The 19,828-nt window shown below is 38.3% G+C and carries 16 protein-coding genes and 1 tRNA gene; 2 read left to right on the top strand and 15 right to left on the bottom strand.

What is annotated here, in order from left to right; genetic code table 11:
* Nucleotides 1-13 precede the first annotated feature (13 nt).
* The 5 genes from HMPREF0669_RS02610 to HMPREF0669_RS02590 all read right to left on the bottom strand — a co-directional run bounded on the left by HMPREF0669_RS02610 (nucleotide 14) and on the right by HMPREF0669_RS02590 (nucleotide 3,055).
* Nucleotides 14-87, bottom strand: a tRNA-Thr gene (locus HMPREF0669_RS02610).
* Between the two features lie 100 nt (nucleotides 88-187).
* Nucleotides 188-487: a ribosome hibernation-promoting factor, HPF/YfiA family gene (hpf, locus tag HMPREF0669_RS02605; protein WP_044045493.1), complete on the bottom strand. Its 300-nt coding sequence runs from the start codon at nucleotides 485-487 to the stop codon at nucleotides 188-190.
* A 16-nt stretch (nucleotides 488-503) separates the two neighbouring features.
* Nucleotides 504-1,397 carry a tyrosine-type recombinase/integrase gene (locus HMPREF0669_RS02600; RefSeq protein WP_009228642.1) on the bottom strand — a complete coding sequence of 298 codons (894 nt, stop codon included), beginning with the start codon at nucleotides 1,395-1,397 and terminating at the stop codon, nucleotides 504-506.
* A gap of 80 nt (nucleotides 1,398-1,477) precedes the next feature.
* On the bottom strand, nucleotides 1,478-1,669 hold the full coding sequence (rpsU, locus tag HMPREF0669_RS02595; RefSeq protein ID WP_009228641.1) for a 30S ribosomal protein S21: 192 nt from the start codon (nucleotides 1,667-1,669) through the stop codon (nucleotides 1,478-1,480).
* Between the two features lie 393 nt (nucleotides 1,670-2,062).
* A complete protein-coding gene (locus HMPREF0669_RS02590; protein ID WP_009228640.1) occupies nucleotides 2,063-3,055 on the bottom strand; it encodes a malate dehydrogenase in 993 nt (330 codons plus the stop codon).
* A 271-nt stretch (nucleotides 3,056-3,326) separates the two neighbouring features.
* Here HMPREF0669_RS02590 and HMPREF0669_RS02585 point away from each other — a divergent pair, with 271 nt between their 5' ends.
* Both HMPREF0669_RS02585 and priA read left to right on the top strand, forming a co-directional pair.
* Complete coding sequence (locus tag HMPREF0669_RS02585; RefSeq protein WP_020967966.1) at nucleotides 3,327-5,123, top strand: aminopeptidase P family protein; 1,797 nt, start codon at nucleotides 3,327-3,329, stop codon at nucleotides 5,121-5,123.
* A 91-nt stretch (nucleotides 5,124-5,214) separates the two neighbouring features.
* Nucleotides 5,215-7,485 (top strand): primosomal protein N', encoded by a 2,271-nt coding sequence (priA, locus tag HMPREF0669_RS02580; RefSeq protein ID WP_009228637.1) that lies wholly within the window; start codon nucleotides 5,215-5,217, stop codon nucleotides 7,483-7,485.
* Between the two features lie 252 nt (nucleotides 7,486-7,737).
* Here priA and HMPREF0669_RS02575 read toward each other — a convergent pair whose 3' ends face one another.
* The 10 genes from HMPREF0669_RS02575 to HMPREF0669_RS02530 form a co-directional block, all read right to left on the bottom strand.
* Nucleotides 7,738-9,279 (bottom strand): membrane protein, encoded by a 1,542-nt coding sequence (locus HMPREF0669_RS02575; RefSeq protein ID WP_009228636.1) that lies wholly within the window; start codon nucleotides 9,277-9,279, stop codon nucleotides 7,738-7,740.
* Nucleotides 9,280-9,660: 381 nt separating this feature from the next.
* On the bottom strand, nucleotides 9,661-10,275 hold the full coding sequence (locus HMPREF0669_RS02570) for an outer membrane beta-barrel protein (protein ID WP_009228635.1): 615 nt from the start codon (nucleotides 10,273-10,275) through the stop codon (nucleotides 9,661-9,663).
* 47 nt (nucleotides 10,276-10,322) lie between these two features.
* Entirely contained in the window at nucleotides 10,323-11,378 is a 1,056-nt protein-coding gene (gene gldN / locus HMPREF0669_RS02565; protein ID WP_020967965.1) for a gliding motility protein GldN, read from the bottom strand.
* 35 nt (nucleotides 11,379-11,413) lie between these two features.
* Nucleotides 11,414-12,964, bottom strand: coding sequence for a gliding motility protein GldM (gldM, locus tag HMPREF0669_RS02560; protein WP_009228633.1), 1,551 nt, complete (start codon nucleotides 12,962-12,964; stop codon nucleotides 11,414-11,416).
* A gap of 35 nt (nucleotides 12,965-12,999) precedes the next feature.
* Complete coding sequence (gldL, locus tag HMPREF0669_RS02555; RefSeq protein ID WP_009228632.1) at nucleotides 13,000-13,764, bottom strand: gliding motility protein GldL; 765 nt, start codon at nucleotides 13,762-13,764, stop codon at nucleotides 13,000-13,002.
* Between the two features lies 1 nt (nucleotide 13,765).
* Nucleotides 13,766-15,217 (bottom strand): SUMF1/EgtB/PvdO family nonheme iron enzyme, encoded by a 1,452-nt coding sequence (locus HMPREF0669_RS02550; protein ID WP_009228631.1) that lies wholly within the window; start codon nucleotides 15,215-15,217, stop codon nucleotides 13,766-13,768.
* A gap of 119 nt (nucleotides 15,218-15,336) precedes the next feature.
* Nucleotides 15,337-16,278: a type IX secretion system membrane protein PorP/SprF gene (locus HMPREF0669_RS02545; protein WP_009228630.1), complete on the bottom strand. Its 942-nt coding sequence runs from the start codon at nucleotides 16,276-16,278 to the stop codon at nucleotides 15,337-15,339.
* Between the two features lie 102 nt (nucleotides 16,279-16,380).
* Complete coding sequence (locus tag HMPREF0669_RS02540) at nucleotides 16,381-17,010, bottom strand: hypothetical protein (RefSeq protein ID WP_009228629.1); 630 nt, start codon at nucleotides 17,008-17,010, stop codon at nucleotides 16,381-16,383.
* A gap of 77 nt (nucleotides 17,011-17,087) precedes the next feature.
* On the bottom strand, nucleotides 17,088-18,149 hold the full coding sequence (gene mutY / locus HMPREF0669_RS02535) for an A/G-specific adenine glycosylase (protein WP_009228628.1): 1,062 nt from the start codon (nucleotides 18,147-18,149) through the stop codon (nucleotides 17,088-17,090).
* Between the two features lie 394 nt (nucleotides 18,150-18,543).
* Complete coding sequence (locus HMPREF0669_RS02530) at nucleotides 18,544-19,632, bottom strand: hypothetical protein (protein ID WP_009228627.1); 1,089 nt, start codon at nucleotides 19,630-19,632, stop codon at nucleotides 18,544-18,546.
* Nucleotides 19,633-19,828 lie beyond the last annotated feature (196 nt).

Raw genomic sequence — 19,828 nt, 5'->3', positions numbered from 1 at the left:
TTAGTAAATTTTGAGCCTCTTGTCGGATTCGAACCAACGACCCCGAGATTACAAATCACGTGCTCTGGCCAACTGAGCTAAAGAGGCAAATCTTTGCAGCCGCTAGGCAGCTTATTTACTACTCGCTGTAAAACGTCTGCAAAGGTATAACTTTATTTTTAATATCCAAAACTTTTCGGACTTTTTTTTATTTATTTCTTGATTTTTCTTTGTATTTGGTCAACTTCACCTTTAACGCATCTATACATTGATCGATTCCCTCTTCAAATGTATCACAAGTTTTTGCCACATAAATAGCCTCTCCAGGTACATTTACATTAAGACTCGTTTCTTTATTCAATGCCGTTGCAGGTTTTACTACCTTTAATTGCACCTCTACTTTCGTTATATCTTCAAAAGATTTTTCTAATTTTAAAACCTTCTTTTCGATAAAAGTTTCTAACTTGTCAGTAGCATCAAAATGAATTGATTTAATTCTAAGTTCCATAATTCGTTCCTTTCTTTTATTTTTTACGGCTAGATCTAGGATGAGCCTTACTATAGACTTTTTTCAAATGTTCGAAAGTCGTATGAGTATAAACCTCAGTTGCCTTCAAGCTCTCATGCCCCAATAAATGCCTCACGCTTTCAATATCTGCGTCATTATTTAGCATTACGGTAGCAAAAGTATGGCGAAGAACGTGTGGAGAACGTTTTTTCAGAGTCGAAACCTGAGAGAGATAATGTTCCACCCTTCGACGAATTGTCGTAGATGGCATTCGAGAACCTTTATTTGACACAAACAAAGCATCATCTACTATATTTTCTCTTTCACCTCTTATTAATATATAAGCACGCAACTCTAGACTCAGCTTTTCTCCAAAGGGGACAATCCGTTGTTTGTTACGCTTTCCCGTCACCTTAATCTGACGTTGCATCAAATCAATATCGCAACAATTTAGTGCAGTTAGTTCCGACAAACGGACACCCGTTTCATAAAATAGTAAGATAATTATCCTATCACGAACACTTTCGAAGTCATCTCCCTGCAACACATCATCTAAAAGTCGTTCCATTTCAACTTCTTTCAGAAACTGCGGCAATAGCTTTTGCTTCTTCGGCCCTATAACATTCTTTGCTGGATCTTTCTCGTATGCAAGACGTAATCTTGCAAAACGATAAAAGGAACGCAATGCACTCAACCGTCGATTGATTGTAGTGGCAGTGTTTCCTTTATCCATCATACTCTCTATCCAAGAACGAACATCATTAGCTGTTATTGTCTCCCAAGAGAGCAGACTATCTAAATTTGTAAAATACGATTGAAAAGCCTTTAAGTCTTCCGAATAACTCTCTACAGTAAGTAAAGATCTTCGTTTCTCGTATTTAAGATAGTTCAAGAACTCGTCAATTATCATATATTCTACCACGCATCACTCTGATGTTTCACTTGCGAATATACGGAATTTTATTGAAACTACCAAAAATGTACTACGTTTTATTCTTCGTTTGCACGTAGTTTTTGTACATAAACAGCGTGTTCCATTCTAAGACGCTTTAAAACAGAAGGCTTGTTATATTGTTGACGCATACGCAACTCTTTAACAACTCCGGTTTTTTCAAATTTTCTCTTGAACTTCTTTAAAGCTCTTTCGATGTTTTCGCCATCTTTAACTGGTACAATAATCATGTTTTAGTTTTAAATTTTTAAATAGTTAAACTTATACACATAAGGACATAATATCCCCATTATGCGTCTGCAAAATTACATTATATTTATTATTCCCACAACTTTTCTTGTATTTTTTTCTCATAATCGACTTATTTTTAGGATTTTATTAGTTTGACGGATACAACTTAAACTATAAAAAGATTCTCTTGATAAATTATTCTTTCCTTCCCATAGTGCTCTTGTTTTTCTCTTTCAAAGTGATTATCCTCATAAAAAAAGACGAAGAAGGTGTATCTCGCATTAGAGATACACCTTCTATTATTGAGAAATCGTTGATTTCACGTTTTTCTTAAGCCCCCCACAAGTTTTCTTGTAAATAATAGGGGGGTCATCCCTTCACCTATTTATATATTATAGGTTTGGATTAATTTTATTCCACTCAGAGATAGCAGGAACAATGTTCAATGTAACCAACTCATCACGCATCTTGCACAAGTGTTCGTAGCTAGCATCAAGCTTAGCAAGCTCTTCTGCAGTACCTTGTGGCATTGTGTAGTGAGCACCAGTTGTGTCAAGAGTTGTATCCATTGCCATCATAATGTGGTTGTATTTATCTGTAGAAACATATGTTCCAACAGGGAAACGGAATGCGTCACCACCCATAACAGAACGAATCATTTCAACTGAAAGGTAAGAAGGACTTTGGAAAGAAGAGCGTCCACGCAATTCAATAATCTTAGCACCACCTTGTGTAACAGCTGTCTTCATAGCTTCCCATTCTTCTGTTGGGAATTCAGAAGTACCAATAATGTCAGTTAATTTCTTGCCCGCAACAGTTACTTTAGAACCAAAAACAGCCATTTGTTCACCATGGCCACCATATGTTGCACAATCCTTGATCTCTGTTTGCATCACGTTAAACTTCTTAGCAAGAGCGCTTTGAAGACGTGTTGTATCAAGAGCTGCAAGTGTAGTTACTTGAGATGGTTTCAAACCTGAATAAAGAAGAGTTACCAAACCTGTTAAGTCTGCAGGGTTAAAGATAATAACTACGTGCTTAACGTCAGGACAATATTCTTTAATATTTTTACCTAATCCTTCTGCAATTTCGCAGTTTCCTTTCAAAAGGTCTTCACGAGTCATACCAGCTTTACGTGGAGCACCACCTGAAGAAATGATGTATTTCGCATTAGTAAATGCTTCTTTAACATCAGTTGTTGCAGTGATCTTTACGTCATCGAAACCACTTTGACGCATTTCTTCTGCTACACCTTCTGGTGAGAACACATCATATAGACAGATTTCGCTTGTCAAACGCATTGTTAATGCTGTTTGAACCATGTTTGAACCGATCATGCCAGCTGCGCCAACAATGACTAATTTTTCGTTTGTTAAAAAACTCATAGCTTTATAATTTATGTTTATTTGAATTTTATATTCGTCTTTGTGTCGCAAAGTTAGTAAAAAATCGCTTACTCTCAACATTTATTTGGGCTTTATTATCGCTTGATTTCTTAAAAACATATAAACTTTTCGTTTCTCTTCTGTTTATTATATACCTTAGTATCAATATAAACAACCTCTCTTTGTTTGCTTTTGTATTTCTATTACACCCAAAGCAAGAGCAAGGTCGTAATAATATAGAATTATTTTATCTTTTATAATGAATTTTAATATGAGCAAAATGATATTGAATCGCATTGAAAATCTTCGCAAGGTGATGCAAAAAGAACACCTCTCTGCCTTCATTATTCCCAGTAGTGATGCACACAACAGCGAATATATCCCTAACTTTTGGAAGTGTAGAGAATGGATTTCAGGCTTTGATGGCTCTGCTGGTACGGTAGTGATAACACAAAACGAGGCAGCTTTATGGACCGACTCACGCTATTTTATAGCTGCAGAAGAACAGCTACAGGATACTAATATTGTCTTAATGAAAGACGGATTGGCGTCTACTCCCTCAATAAGCGAGTGGTTAGGAGATGTTCTTTCTAACGTACATAGCCCCGAAGTGGGCATCAATGGCACCACCTCTTGCAACAACGAGGTGGAAGAATTAAAACGCAATTTACAACACAAAGGAGGCATCACCCTACGCACAAATTTCGATCCTTTCAACATCGTGTGGACCGACCGCCCTTCTCTTCCTACTGAAGAGGTCTTTATTCATTCGCTCAAATATGCTGGGATTGATTGCGAAGTGAAGATCAATCAGCTTCAACAATATCTTAAAGACAACGGACGAGATGGCATTTTAGTATCACAACTCGACTCTATTGCGTGGCTATTAAATCTTCGTGGTAATGATATTCCATGCAATCCTGTTTTTGTTGCCTATCTCTTGGTAACACAAAACTATAGCACCCTATATATAAATAGGTGTAAAGTTAATAGCGAAGTAGTGGCATATCTCACCCAAAAGCATATCGAAATTAAAGAGTATAATGATATTTTACCTGATATTTCGAACTATTCTGAATACAATCTGCAACTCGATGGTAACGAAATTAGCTACACTTTATATCACGCTGCATCAAAAACTAAGGTTGTCAACCAGCCTTCTCCCATTCAAAGTATGAAGGCTATCAAGAACGAAACCGAAGTAAACGGCTTCAGAAACGCTTTAAAACGAGATGGCGTTGCATTGGTTAAATTCCTTATTTGGCTAGAAAAAACGATACCAAAAGGAAGTGAAACCGAGCTCTCTATTGCGCAAAAACTGGAGCAATTCCGAAGTGAACAGCCTTTATATAAGGGTATTTCATTCGGCACCATAGCTGCTTATCAGGCGCATGGAGCTATTGTTCACTACGAACCAACGGAAGAAACAAATGTAGAACTCAAACCCGAAGGTTTCTTGTTGCTAGACAGTGGTGCTCAATATCTCGACGGAACAACAGACATCACCCGCACCATTCCTCTCGGAAAGCTCACCAACGAACAGAAGCATGTATATACTTTGGTGCTTAAGGCGCATATCGGTTTGGCACAAACTATATTCCCCGAGGGAACCAATGGCACTCAGTTGGATATTATGGCTCGTGAACCTTTATGGAAAGAAGGACTCAATTTTGGTCATGGAACAGGTCATGGCGTGGGTTCTTTCTTAAATGTTCACGAAGGACCACAGCAAATTCGCATGCAATATCGCCCCGCTCCTTTCTTCGAAAACACCACCATCACCAACGAACCTGGTATTTATCTTCAAGATAAGTTTGGTGTTCGCATCGAAAATATCATGTTGGCAACACTCTACATGCACTCCGACTTTGGTCGTTTCTTGCAATTCGAATCGCTCACTTTGTGCCCCATTCAAACCGAACCCATTAAGATTCATCTTCTAACGAACGACGAATTAGAGTGGTTAAATAATTACCACGACAAGGTTTTCCAACTTCTTTCACCTCTATTAGACCCTCAAGAGGTAGAATGGTTGAAAGAAAAAACAGCCCCACTCACACGTTCTTAAGTCGAGAATATAAAGCTTTTGTAAACTATTTTTTTGATAGTTCTATTGCAAAAGCTTTACTATTTCGTGCAATTGAACTATCTTTGTGGTAATGATTTATATAGATGTAATCCTTCCCTTACCCCTCGAAGGTTTGTTTACTTATTCTGTTCATGCTAAAGATGCACACAAAGCAGTTGTGGGCAAACGTGTTGTTGTGCCTTTAGGACGTTCGAAAACCTACACAGGAATTATTGAACGAGTGCACAACACTAAGCCTTCTTTCGACACAAGAGATGCTATCGACTTCCCCGATGCCTTGCCCGTTGTGCTCGAAAAGCAGTTGGATTTGTGGAAATGGATTGCACATTATTACATGACTCCACTGGGAGATGTTTACAAAGCGGCTGTTCCTGCAGGACTAAAAGCCGAGGAAGGCTACCGACCTCGCACCGAAACATACGTTCAACTCTACCCTTCTTATCAATCTAAAGAGGGTTTATCTCGTGCCATTTCTTTAGTAAAGAGAGCAAACAAGCAACTACAAATGTTGGAATGTTATCTTTCTATTTCGCATTGGAACGATGCTTTGCAGGGAGATAACGCACAAGAAATAAGCGAAATTACTCGAGTTGAGTTGATGAACGTGAGCAATGGCAATGCTGCAGCATTGCAAGGACTTACAGGCAAGGGCATTTTAACCACCTATGAACAAGAAGTTACCCGCCTCAACACGTCTAACAACGAACAAACTATTAGAACAAAGGTGCTTTCTGCAGCCCAACAAGATGCTTATAACAAGATTTTGATGCAATGGATGAAGCGAGATATTGTGCTATTGCATGGTGTTACATCGAGCGGAAAGACTGAAGTATATATCCATCTCATTCAAAATGCACTCGAAAAACATCAACAAGTACTTTATATTCTCCCCGAAATTGCGCTAACGGTACAAATAACGCAACGCTTACAACGTATTTTTGGCAACCAACTGGGTATTTATCATTCTAAATACAACGATGCTGAGCGTGTAGAGATATGGAAAAAGCAACTCTCTGACAATCCTTATAAGGTGATATTGGGCGTTAGAAGCTCGGTGTTTCTACCTTTTCAAAATTTGGGTTTGATTATTATCGACGAGGAACACGAAACCTCTTTCAAACAACAAGACCCCGCTCCACGCTATCACGCCCGCTCTGTTGCAGTGATGCTAGCGAAGATGTACAATGCAAAGACGCTACTCGGAACCGCAACTCCTTCAATGGAAAGCTACTATAATGCCTGCCAAGGCAAATATGGTTTGGTGGAATTAACTACCCGATTCAAAGACATTGCCTTACCTAAGATCGAGATTATTGATGTAAAGGATTTGAGACGACGTAAGATAATGAAGGGTATTTTCTCTCAACCACTTGTTGATGCGGTGCAACAAGCCATCGACGAGGGCAAGCAGGCTATCCTTTTCCAAAACAGAAGGGGCTTTGCTCCGATGCTCGAGTGCAAGGAATGTGGCTGGGTTCCTAAGTGTCAAAACTGCGATGTGTCGCTCACTATCCACAAAAACATGAACCATTTGAGTTGTCATTATTGTGGTTTCACTTATCTCATACCCTCTTCTTGTCCTAAATGCGGTTGCACCGAGTTGCGAAGTAAGGGCTATGGCACTGAAAAGATTGAAGAACTAGTGAACGAAACCTTTCAAGGTGCACGCATTTCTCGTATGGACTTAGACACTACTCGCACCAAAAACGCCTACGAACGCATCATTAACGATTTCTCTCAAGGACGCACCAATATCCTCATCGGAACGCAAATGATCACCAAAGGATTAGACTTCGACAAGGTAAAGGTGGTGGGTATTATCGATGCTGATAGTATTTTGAACTATCCCGACTTTCGTTCTTACGAATATGCGTTTATGATGATGGGGCAAGTTGCAGGCAGAGCAGGACGCAAAGGCGAACAAGGCAGGGTGATATTACAAACAAAAAATGCCGATATGCCTATCATTTCGCAAATCGCTAACAACGACTTCAAAACTTTTTATAACGATACTTTGGAAGAAAGAATGATGTTTAAATATCCTCCTTTCTATCGACTTATTTATATCTACATTAAACACAAACACGAAAAGGTGGCTGAAGGGGCTGCAAATGTGTTGGCAGGACGACTTAGAAGTTGGTTTGGTGAGCGACTTTTAGGACCCGATCGCCCTTCTATTGCACGGGTAAAAGACCTACATATACGCAAGTTAATGCTTAAACTCGAACTTGGTTTAAATGGAAATGATGTGCGAGAATATCTCAGAATGGCACAAGCTGAATTGCTAAACAATAAACCTTATGCGGCAATTCAAATCTACTACGACATCGACCCGATGTAGTTTCTTCTCTCCCAAACGAACAACAACAAAATAAAACAATAAAAAAGGTCGGATACTTTCACAAGCATCCGACCTTATAATCTTTATATTACTATTGATTATTTAAAACAGCTTTTTTCTTTATTGTATGTTTTTAATAGACTAAATCAAGTTATCATAGGGGGAATAAAAGCAAAAACTATTTATTAGGCTTTATTACTCTTATTTCAATTTGTGAAAATTCAATCATAAATTAATAAGCATCTTTATATTTTAGAAGGTGAAATCAACACCTACACCAAATACTTTATTAGTACGAGTAAACTCATCTGTGTTCACAACTTTTGCTACTCCAAGACTTGTTTCTGTTGTTTTATTGAACTTTTCGTAGTTTGTCCAGAAATAAGCTACATTTACATGTACATTCTTTGCCACTTCGAATTTAGCTCCAAAGCCAAGAGAATAGCTACTTGTTACAAAGCTCATATCGTTCAAGTAAGCACCCTTTCCAAGACCGTAGCGTGTGAATTGAGTTCCAGCACTAACCAAAATCTTATCAGTAACATCCCACTCTGCACCCAAAAGGAACTCGTTGGTGTTGCTCTTCAATAGCTTTTGTTTGTCATTAGCCATCTTTGCACTCTTGTCAAAGTAGTGATGCCAACCAGTCATAACACGCACTTCTGGTGTAATTTCATATTGTGCACCAAGTGTTAACAATGCAGGAATGTCGTTAGGGGTATTCACACCATGTTTAAACATACCTGTATCATCTCTCTTTGTATCGTTTTGTATGTTGAGATGTGTATTGAATTCTAATTTAGAAGCGAAGTTCCACTTGCCCAATTTCACGTCAACACCAATGATAGGAGTCACTCCCCAACCTGTTTGTGTAGATTCTAAATACTTATCTTGCACTTCACCTTGTTGCTTTCTCAGTGCATTTACACCTGCTTCAGCTTGGTCTGCACCTGCTGTTAGCTTTGCAATTGTAGCAGGATCTGTGACTGCCTGTGCTTGAGCACGTAATGCTTTTGCTTGTGTTTCTAATGTATTTGCGGTAGTACCAAAATACTGGTAGAGTGGATAATTTGTGCCTTTGATGTTTGCAGAGATGTTTGTAATGTTGCCTTCGTATTTGTTCCACACATAGTTCACACGCACACCACCATAAACAGCTACATTTTCGTTGACCTTATAAGCAGCTCCGAGTTGCATACCGAAGATATATTGACGACCACTTAAATAGCTATCGAAGCTATATCCTGGTGTTGTTGAGCCTAAGTTCTTGCTATAAAGTAATGCAGGAATCATTGAAATTGGACGTTCAAAAGAACCTAATCCATCATTAAAGCTGGCTTTTCCACCACCACCAACAAGACCAAAGCCTGCTTGGAAGCTCCATTTGTCGGTGTTATATGCTGCTTGGAATGAAGGAAGAATGGGCACTGATGCCTTACCTACATATTCTTTTCTACCTTGTGCATCACCTCCATTGAGTTTGAAAGGTTGATAAAAAGGTGTTTGTTGTAATGCTGTCTCGTTCAATGCTCCGAGTTGTTTTACAGTCATTCCACTCAAAATGCTACGTGTTTGATACACGTTTTGGAAGTTAAGCGATAAGTGGAATCCCTTATTTAAAAACATTACACCTGCAGGATTTGAGTAAACACCATCAATTCCGATAGTTGCCTCACGTGCAAAGTTTCGATTAAAAGCAATGTTTTGATTGGTATTGGTGAGCAATCCACCAGCTAACACACTTGTTGAAACAGTTGTAGCAACTGCTAACAAAGTCAATTTTGTTCTTATCATCTTAAAATAATGTAATTAAATTCATTGCAAAGGTAACTTAATTGTTTTATTTTTCCGTATATTCTTATCTATTTTTGTGTTTATTAACATACAAGATACTCTTTATATAGTTTGCAATACGAACAAAGTGCAATCGTATTGCAATAATAAAAGCATTGACTTTTCATTGCAATAACATTGTTTTTAGAGTGTAATAGCATTGAGATTAGGGCGCAATAGCATTGCTATTACTACGGCATATCGTGGAGATAAATGGGCAAGGCGGTTGACAATAGACAAAAGAGAAGGCAATAACCTCAATAAGATTATTGCCTTTATTGGTTGAAAGAGCCACTTTTACGCTCTTTTTTATATGCTTTTAAGCTATGCGATGTCTCTCCTTTAGAAGAAATAAGTGGCACCTAATTGCCAAGATCTATTGCGCCCTTCCTCAACATTCTTGGCTCCTTGAAGCAAAGTTAGCTCTCCTGTCTTACCGCAAGCAAAGTTATAGTTAGCTGTTACTTGTAAATGCTTAAACAAAGTTGCACCTACTCCGAAGTTAAGACTAAGGTTTGACTGACTAAATTTCCAATCTGCTACATTTTGATAAAGACTTTTTGACTTATCTCCTATATTGAAACCAAACTGCGGTCCTGCAAAAGCAAACACATTTATTAAATCTCCTAAGCCTACACTATAACGTAAATTTATAGGTAAAATAACTTGTTCTTGAACTAAAGTTGTTGACGAATTTAAAAACTTTCCACACATTTGAGCTTTTTTCTGTTCATAAAGAAGAGAAGCATCAAAACCTAATCCTACAACAGGAAGAGTGCACTTTACTGTTGGACCAATAAAAAAGCCCACTTTATTAGATGGCGTCATTACCTCATGCCCTAGCTTTATACTTGTTACATCTACTCCTCCTTTAATACCAAAACCAACTTGAGCGTTAGTATTTGTAGATAATAGCATCATAAAAACGATCATTCCTGAACATAAAATCTTTTTCATTACTATTTAATTCACAGGTTCTATACTATTTATACTTCTCTCTTATACTATGATTGTTCAACAATATGACGTTCACGACGCACACTTACTCTCGCAGAACCACTGCTATGAGAAGTAGAAGTAGTTGTTCTTCTATTTTTCTTCACCTCTTTTTGCTCTGCTACCTCACCGCTTCTGCGGTTGGTTCTCTTCTTTATCTTAGGCAAATCTTTTGCTATCTTGGCAATACTATCAAGCGAATCTTTCTTCACAGCATTACCCCACATATTCTTTTCAAAAGCTGCAATTTCTCTTTCTATACGCTTTTGTTCTTTAACAACAGCTGAATCGGTTGAGCAATACTGTGCGATAGTGAGTCCTTGCATATTGTTTGTTTTATAGATTTTACCCTTATACATGTTTTTTGTAAAGTAATCGTCTACCGACATCACTGCAGCATTGTTCAAGTTGCTTGTCATAATGGTTTGTTTCGATAAGAATGGTGCCAAATCAGCATACTTCACCCAAAACAAAGGATAAGGAGTTGCAGCATCACCAAAGTCGTCTTCACGTTTCATTATAGGGCATAACGCCAATACTTTGGTGTGGAATGTTGCAGTAGCTTGATCGTAATAAGAGCTTTCTTTGATGTAATAACCTTTCACTTCCTTTGAAGGAATATCGCTATCATCTATTTTAACGCCCTTACCAGTACGCTCATAGTAGATGTGATAGTTATCAAGAAAAGCCAATGGCTTTATTCTTGCACTATCAGTGAAATGCTCATTGCCATCCAATCGATATTCATAAGCCTTTACATTGCCTGTCATCATCAACTTAAAGATGTATGTAAAGAGGTTCATTTGGGTACCTATAGGCTCTGTAGGATAGTATAATCCAGCATTTGCATCGTCCATTAAATTCAGCTCTCTATATATATCACGACGCCAAACCACATCTTCGGGCATGCTTTCAGTAACAGGGAAAGACAAACGAGCACGTGTTGTAATATTATTTGCATTGGCTCTTTTAGATTGTTCTTGCTGTGCTCGTCGTGCAGGTGCTTGCGCAAATGCCGATGATGTAAAAACAATTGCAAAGAGAAATAGAAACACTTTCTTCATCATATTTATTTTTTCTAGTCTACAACTATATATTATTATCTAACAATTACCTCCATAGAAGCAGGTAGTTTACGGCTTATTCCATCAGGACCAACGGCTGTTATACGAGATATATAGAAGCGTTTGTTACGTGATAGCTTTCTAAATTCGTCTCGTTGGCGTGCAGAAAAGTGTCCACCATCAGAGGTCATAGGCACTGCATTACCCATATTATCAAAGAAAACAGTTTCGAATGAAGTCACATTAAATTTGATATCTAATAGTCCATCATCTATTGCTGCACTCAAATTGTTCACTCCTAACAACGCACCTTTAGCGATTGCACCTCCTTTAAAGCGGTCGGTTCCGAGCGAGATGTAGGCAATTGGATCGGGAAGTTTGCGCACTTGGAAGGTATATTTACCCACCTGACGCACTCCGCTCTCTCCTTTTGCAGCCACATTGATGGTTACATTGCTTCCAACAGCAGAGGGCTTAGCTATAAACTTACCCATACCTACAGAGCGAAAGGCTCCTCCTGTCATCGAAGCAGTAACGGCTTGCAGTGGAACTCCAGGTATACTGATGCTTATTGGATTATCAAATCCAGCGTAAAGCACATTCATTAAGTCTGCAGAAACGGTAGCTGAGGGCGCAACAACATTGTATTTCTGTGTAAAGTCACGACGAATAATACTACCATTTCCATCTTTCATGGTAATAAAACCACTGAAAGAATGCTCCCCAACGCCTCCTGCTGCAAACTCATAAATATTGTTTCTCAAAGCAACTCGTCTGCCTCCGATATATATTTCGGGCTGTTGTGTGGTGTCTACTGCTGCCATTACGATACGAGAAACAAATCTATCACCTGTCATAACGGTTCTACTCTCGGGAATAACGAATGCAGTTAGCTTGTTCACTCTGATATCTTTGACATCAACATTTGCCACTAAAGAATGTAATACCGTTCCTTCTGCGTGACGAACATCGCTTTGTAGCTTCGATAAAAGGGTGACTGCAGCCGCAACGGGCATGCCTTCGAACATGTATTCTTGCCAGTTTTTACCCAAAGAGCGAGCTTTTTGGGGCACAATGGTAGAGAGATTGCTTTCTATTATTGCTTTTTCTTCAGCATTATTCACCATCGACACTATTCTAGTTCGATAGCTGTTAATGGCGTTGAACAATGCTTTTCCCTTGCCAGAGCCTGGTGCAAGCATTACATGAGCAGCCGATTCAAGGTCTTCTTTATTCTTTATTGCATCTAAAGAACCGTTTTTACCATCGGCTTCTTTCACGATAGCGACTTTCAACTGCTGTGCAAAATTATACAAAGAATCGCTCATCTGCTTTACACTTGTTGCCTTATCAAACCACGCTTTCACCTTTTCGGGATTCGATTGCATATGTTTTGCGAAACTATCATATATTGAACCATTCTCTTTTGTTGCGTTCTCTGTGGTTCTATTCAAGCTTTCTTCTACCACAGAAAAGCCCTCTAGCACCTCAGTTGACACGTTGAGGGCTAGCATTGCCATTAAAACGACATACAAAAGATTGATCATCTTCTGGCGAGGAGATACTGGTCTTTTCTTTATTGCCATACCTATTATATAAATAGTGTTTATGTATTGAGATTTTATTCGATTGTAGGTGCGCCAGAAGCACGCATATTTACAGTCATAGCCTCAATCATCCTTGTATATATTTTGTTGAGTTGTTCTATCTGACTTGCCATCTTTGCGCTTTGTTCATTGATGTCATCGATTGTCGACATCTGCTTACTTGCGCTCTTTAATTGCATCTCATAGACCTTAGTAATACCCGTAATAGTGCGATTTAGATTATCTATTTCTTCGTTATCTCGTGCCAATCTCTCGCTTTGAGCAGATACTTTAGATAGAATTTCACTTAAGTTATTCAACTCTGTAACATATCTTTGTTGTGCATCTAATAGCTCTGGAGTTTGTGTTTGTTGCTGTTCTGTCCAAGAGATAGTGTTCTCTAACGCTTCAGGAGCAACACTTTGAGGAGCCACAAAAGCTGCATTTTGAGGCGCAAAGCCTGCTTTTGCTATGTGAGCTGTTGTATTTACAGATTTACTTACACATTGTTCTGCTGGCTCTTCCTCATCTAAATCAGGGTGAGTAGGTAGTTCTAAGCCATCAGCAGTTTTGTCGAAAGGACGGTCGAACGCTGAAATAAAGAACACACAGACCTCTGTTCCCATACCAAGAAATAGCATAATGTTAGCTCCTGGCAAGTGAGTTAGCTTGAAAAGAGTACCTAAGATAACGATAGCAGCACCCCAACTATAAGCATAGTTTAAGAAAGTTTGACCAGGAACGCTATCTATCCACTTTTGTAAACGATAAACAATGTTGTATTTACTATATTCAGACATATTACTTTTTATTCTTTTTTTGTTTAACACTTGTGGTATTTGCTAAGCTTCTTACGCATCTAAAGCCAATATAAGAGCGTGGTTGATTTTGGTATTCCCATGTTCTCCATGCGCTTCTTATATACGATTCGGGATCTTTCCACGATCCTCCTCTAACGCTTTTCTTCTTTAGTTTGTATGGATCTTCCTTGGCTGCGTTATACGATAGCTGTGGATTTAGATCGTTCATTGCATCTACTCCAGCCTCAGTATATATGGTTCCAGTCCATTCTGCCACGTTACCTGCCATATCAAAGAGTCCATTTGAATTAGCAGAATATATACCTGTGCGACTTGTTATCAAGTTTCCATCTTTGGTATAGTTACCTCTATCGGGCTTAAAGTTTGCATAGAAGCAGCCATTTCCACTTTTTACGTCTTCATTTTCCCATGGATATTCGCTTCCACTCTTTCCTCTTGCAGCATATTCCCATTCTGCTTCGGTTGGAAGTCGATAGCGTTGAACATATCTAGCCTCTGCTCCTAGTCCTTTTAAGAGGTAATCTGTGCGCCAAGCACAATAGGCATTAGCCTGTTCCCACGTAACTCCTACAACTGGATAGTCGCTATATGCAGGGTTACTAAAATAGTTCCTGAGATACACTTCGTTATCTGAATTACGGAAATCGTTTACCCAACAGGTTGTATCAGGATAAACATTCACTATATAAGTGTTTAAGAAATCCCACTCACTTGTTAGCTCTCGATTGATAGTTTCGCTGACAATGCGTCCTTCGTCATTTATATAAGCCGTATCTTTCGATATCATTACGGGTTCAATAGATGCACCTTCGTTGTCGGTATTCAAATCTCTTTCACTTGGATTGAATCGGTTACGACGCAAAGCAGCTGTGGTATAATCGTATACTTGATATTTATAATTCAACTGGCGATAGTCTAAAAGCTTCTCACCTGTAACGGGATTGGTTTTATAAAGACTTTCAAAAGCACGTTTTTCATCTTCGTTTGGTTTACGAGGAAGTGGCTTTTTCCAATTAATACGTGGTGAAATGGGGTTACCTTCTTTATCTTCTGTAATCAAATAGGTTTCATCTCCGCCATAAGCAGGGTCTGCAAGGCGAGTTCTTAGAATACTATCACGAACCCACATCACAAATTGTTTATATTTAGAATTACTTACTTCTGTTTCATCCATCCAGAAACCATCTACTGATATGTCTTTAACTGGAGTTTTCATACCCCACAATGAGTCTTGTTTATCAATACCCATGTGAAGGTAGCCACGTGATATTTTGGTCATACCATAAGGCGTTGGCTCGCTAAAAGGGTGACCACTCACTCCAACTACCTCACCACCTTGTTTCGAATTTGTGGTGGCATTCTTACTACCAAAGCAGCTACTAAGAGCTATGGCTGCAATAAATGTCCAAAGGAATGTTACTTGTTTTCTCATTTATATTATTTAATCTCTTTATTTTGTTCGTTCTATTGTTTGTCTCATATTTTGCTTCAATACTCTTTTTGCATGTCAACAAGTTGATAACGGCTGTTTTATAAAGGAAGAATATCTATTTATAAGATACGCACAGACTGATGTTTATTTCTGCCTTTCTTCGCAAAGTTGATGTCTGTTTGATAGCCAATGAACAGTTCGTGACTACCATTTCCAACACTAATAGCCGATGTATAAAGCTCATAACTATAGCCTAACACAAATCCTTTCACGCTTCCTCCAATCAAAAAGGTCACCGAATTGGTTGGACTATAGCCCACACCGCCATATAACAAGCGGTTTTCGTTGTTGTAAACCACACGATTTGTAAGATCTACCCGATACCCACTTAAATCTGTTCGTGCCAATATTGAAGGCTGAAGAGTAACAAATGGGTTTCTGAACTTAATTCGATAGCCTGCCGTTAGATAATACATAGGGTCTACAGGAAGTGTGTTTCGCTCCCCAATTTTCACCTTTGGAGCATTGAGATGTTTTGCAGATGCACCTACATACCATTTGTCTTTATTATTAAAAAAGACTCCTATACCCATATCTACAGCGTTTCCTGTTTCCTTAGTTGTGGGCAATGCTGGGTCGTTTGTTTCGTTTGGATCGAGCTTTGTGCCATCAAATTGCTCGGTAAGCATACCCACTTGAAGTCCGATAGCAAGCACTCCGCCAAATAATTTACTTTGAAGTGCATATTGTGCATTGATGCTCTGATGACTAAACAAACCTATTTGATCGTTCATAAAATAACCTCCCACACCGTGAAAGCTATTCAGAAAGCGAACAGGAAGGTCGCCCGAAAGGTACATTGTGCGTGGATTATGCTCAAAACCAGCAAAGTTATGAGCATAAGCCGCTGTTATATTCAATTTTGATTGACTTCCAACTGCGGCGGGATTGAATGATGTGGGCATGCCAAAATAATGACTAAAATTAGCATCGTATTGCGCTTTTACAACCAAAACGCATGCAAACAATGCCCCCACCACTATAACTAATCTCCTCAACACTTTATTATTAACGTTTTGATTGCTACTTTATTGTACTTTTTATAATATTATTTATATCCTCAAATCATTATTTTCTGCAACAAAGAGATGCATTGCATCTAGCTAAAAGTTTATTTTATAATAATGGGGATGTCTTTTCTTATCGAGGAAAGCCATTCCACAATAGTATAAATCAAAGCACTCTTGCCCCTTGGTGTCGTTCACAATAAACTCCCAAAGGCTTTTGCTTAAAGTATTTTTATAAATATGTGGCATCATCACAACGCTCTTTTCCGAGAGTAGGGCAATAACATTTTGAAGCAGAGTGTTATCTACGTTGAAGTCTTGCACAAGCAAAACAACGTTCTCTTCGTTGGTTAATTCGCAATAAAACAATTCTTTTAAAGTTTTTGCCACTACGATTCGAGTGGTTTTACAGCCAGCTTTTACATAGGGTTCTATCCACTCTTCTCCCTCACCAACAATGCACCAACAAGTGGGTTGTATAAAGTTAGCAACACGAAAATAGAGTTTTCCTAACTTATGTTCTAGCTTTGTAGCATAAGGAAAAGCTTTCTTCATGTCACCATAAACATGATACAGGGCATGCTCGTTGATGACATTGCGAGCAAAACGAAATGCCCAAGGCGACTGAATGCCAAAACCTTGACACTTGGTTGCACGCACTATCCAACGATAAACATAACCTATCGTATATTGAATATTGGCAAACAACAGATTCTTTCTTTTCATATTATGCTATTCTTCTATTTCTTTTGCTTTTTTTTAGTGGTTCTATGCTTTAAAAGCGCAATAAGATGAGCCTATTTTTAGTGATTCGCTCCCAGATAATCTCTCACTTTTTCGATGAGCAACTCCACCAAACGAGAGTGCGCATACTGCTCTATTTCGTTTTCTTTCACCCACTGATAGGGTTCGGGAAGGTTTATTTCTTTCTCTAAACGAATAAAAAACAAGTTGGCAAAGATGGTTCGATGAGTTAGCAAATGTTTGAGTTCTTTCACCACTTGAACGGCTTGTGGATAGTGCTTTTGCAGTGTTTGATATTCGCTTGATGGCTCAATGGGTTGTTGAAGTAGGTCTTCTAACAACAAAGGTTGCCACAACCCATTCCAAATATCACCCTTTCCTCGGCGCATCAAGGCTGTTTTACCATTGCATTGCAAGTAAACATAATGTAAAAGCACATTTTGCTTTTTCACTTTCTTTTGCTTTACAGGCAGGGTTGCAACCTTATCATTTCTAAAAGCGTCGCAAGTTTCTATCAAAGGGCATTGCATGCAGTTGGGAGAAGCGGGTACACATTGAAGTGCACCGAAATCCATTATCGCTTGATTGTATTGAGCACCGCCCTTAGGAGGTAACAAACGCTGCGCCAATTGTTCAAAAAGTTCTTTTCCTTTCCTATCATCTATTGGCACATCTATACCGAAATAGCGTGCCAGTACTCTATAAACATTACCATCTACAACGGCTACTTGCTCGTTAAAAGCAAACGAAGCTATGGCAGATGCGGTATAAATACCAACGCCTTTAAGCTTCTGTAACTCTTTAGATGTGGTAGGGAAACCTCCCATTCCTACTACTTGTTGAGCCGCAACTAGCATGTTTCGTGCCCGAGAATAATAGCCTAATCCTTGCCAAAGCAACAGAACTGCATCTTCACTTGCTAAGGCTAGCTGTTCAACAGTGCCATAATGGTTTACAAACTTATGCCAATAGCTCATTCCCTGTTCAACTCTTGTTTGCTGAAGGATAATCTCGCTCAACCAAATGAAATAGGGATTGGTTGTTTTTCGCCATGGAAGTTCACGTCCATTGATGCTATACCACGCTAAAAGTGTGGGTGCAAACTGTTGTTCTTTACTCATATTTAACCGCAAAGATAATGCTTTTCTTTAGAAGTGATGAATACGACGGGGAAACGATTGCTATAAAAAGTAGTTTTTGCGCTATGCTTTTTCGTTTTTAGAAGTAAGGATATTGATAAGCAACCGCCGTGTTGGTTGAATGAAAGAAGATATTACGAAATTGATAAAAGCATTGTTATTGCGACTTAATAGCTATGTTATTGCAACCTAAAAGCAGTGTTTTTACAAACAAATTGCAATGCTTTTAGTTGGCTCACGCTATATCATTGATATACAAACACTTTTAAATAAAAATAAAATTAAAAGGAGACAGAAAGAAAAAGCCCCGTCATTCATCACGAATAACAGGGCTACCATCTAAAAAGATTATCATTAATACAATTATTTTTACCTCTTAATGAACTAAAACTTTAGTTCCGTTTATTATGTAAACACCCTTTGGTAGAGTGCTTAATTGCTCTACTGTGCCCACTGCAACACCATTTAGGTTGTAAACACGCTTGTCGTTTTGTTGTGTTTCACGCACTGTTGTGATGCCAGTTGGTGTTCCATCTTTCAAAACAACATTTATTTTAGTTATTTGTGCTTTACCTGCTACAGCTTCGAAAGATACCTTTTGAGCATCAACTTTATGTGTTACAGTCTTTCTAATAGCTTCAAGTTCTGTATCAGTACCGCTTACTTTAAGATTACTTCTAGAGCTTGCTAATACAAATTCGACTTTAGCTATAGTCTTTCCTGCTGGTGCTTCAAGTGTTATTCCACTAGTTGCTGGTATTGTAAGAATGTTTTCTAATACACGAATATATTCTGTCTTACTCACATTTGATGGTGTAAGCACCACTCCATCTTGTATAAGTTTATGATTATCTTCAATCTTTCCGTTGTTTTTATTGAAAGGATCGTTTACTACACTCTCAACATTCCAAGCTGGATTTAATTTGTTAAAGTCGTAAGTAACAGTTGTTGTTGGAACCTCTGGCTCTGGAACTACAGGCGTTTCACCACCTTCTAAGGTAATAAAGATATCTGAAACGATCACTTCTGTTAAGCGACTTGTATTAGTAAACACTATTTCTGCCTTTGCTTCGTCCCACTCATGATAGAAATATTTAGAGTTTTCTTTCACAGGAAAGCGCTTATCATCAGTCTCTAATACATAATCATCGGCTATTCTTATTTGAAAAGCTACTTTTTTTATGCGCTTTCCATTAAGTGCTTTCAACTTAAATTGATTGAAAGAATTAATGGTTAAATAACCTCCTTGGATATAAGTTCTATAGCCTCCGTCCATTTTTGTCACTGTAAAGACAATATCTTTATAAGTGTAGTCGGTGTTAAGCGCCATCTTATTTCGACCATCAATCCAGCCCATAGGGTTCTTTTTGAAATCAAGATGCAAGTCTTCTGCGAATGTAAAAGCACATACAAATAGCATGACAATTGCCATACCAATTCGTTTTGTAGTAGATGTTTTCATCATAATCTATTATTTTAAGTTATTAATTAATGTAATCTAGTTGTTTAACGCACACTTATTTGCATGCAAAGGTTGAAGCCTAAGATGATCATCATCTTCCTTAAGGGTTTCATTTTTTAAGATATTATAGCATAAAAACACACTGGTTTTATGATTTCAATGCAAAGTTAATGCTTTTATTTAATATAAATCAAACAAA

The sequence above is a fragment of the Prevotella sp. oral taxon 299 str. F0039 genome, from assembly GCF_000163055.2.
Classification (GTDB): Bacteria; Bacteroidota; Bacteroidia; order Bacteroidales; family Bacteroidaceae; genus Prevotella.
The sequence above is the reverse complement of the archived record's forward strand: the minus strand, read 5'-3'. Positions and strand labels throughout refer to the sequence as shown.

Bases quoted from the DNA above. Each gene is read 5' to 3' on its own strand.
- hpf (WP_044045493.1), bottom strand. From the start codon at position 487: ATGGAACTTAGAATTAAATCAATTCATTTTGATGCTACTGACAAGTTA.
- HMPREF0669_RS02600 (WP_009228642.1), bottom strand. From the start codon at position 1,397: ATGATAATTGACGAGTTCTTGAACTATCTTAAATACGAGAAACGAAGA.
- rpsU (WP_009228641.1), bottom strand. From the start codon at position 1,669: ATGATTATTGTACCAGTTAAAGATGGCGAAAACATCGAAAGAGCTTTA.
- HMPREF0669_RS02590 (WP_009228640.1), bottom strand. From the start codon at position 3,055: ATGAGTTTTTTAACAAACGAAAAATTAGTCATTGTTGGCGCAGCTGGC.
- HMPREF0669_RS02585 (WP_020967966.1), top strand. From the start codon at position 3,327: ATGAGCAAAATGATATTGAATCGCATTGAAAATCTTCGCAAGGTGATG.
- priA (WP_009228637.1), top strand. From the start codon at position 5,215: ATGATTTATATAGATGTAATCCTTCCCTTACCCCTCGAAGGTTTGTTT.
- HMPREF0669_RS02575 (WP_009228636.1), bottom strand. From the start codon at position 9,279: ATGATAAGAACAAAATTGACTTTGTTAGCAGTTGCTACAACTGTTTCA.
- HMPREF0669_RS02570 (WP_009228635.1), bottom strand. From the start codon at position 10,275: ATGAAAAAGATTTTATGTTCAGGAATGATCGTTTTTATGATGCTATTA.
- gldN (WP_020967965.1), bottom strand. From the start codon at position 11,378: ATGAAGAAAGTGTTTCTATTTCTCTTTGCAATTGTTTTTACATCATCG.
- gldM (WP_009228633.1), bottom strand. From the start codon at position 12,964: ATGGCAATAAAGAAAAGACCAGTATCTCCTCGCCAGAAGATGATCAAT.
- gldL (WP_009228632.1), bottom strand. From the start codon at position 13,764: ATGTCTGAATATAGTAAATACAACATTGTTTATCGTTTACAAAAGTGG.
- HMPREF0669_RS02550 (WP_009228631.1), bottom strand. From the start codon at position 15,217: ATGAGAAAACAAGTAACATTCCTTTGGACATTTATTGCAGCCATAGCT.
- HMPREF0669_RS02540 (WP_009228629.1), bottom strand. From the start codon at position 17,010: ATGAAAAGAAAGAATCTGTTGTTTGCCAATATTCAATATACGATAGGT.
- mutY (WP_009228628.1), bottom strand. From the start codon at position 18,149: ATGAGTAAAGAACAACAGTTTGCACCCACACTTTTAGCGTGGTATAGC.
- HMPREF0669_RS02530 (WP_009228627.1), bottom strand. From the start codon at position 19,632: ATGATGAAAACATCTACTACAAAACGAATTGGTATGGCAATTGTCATG.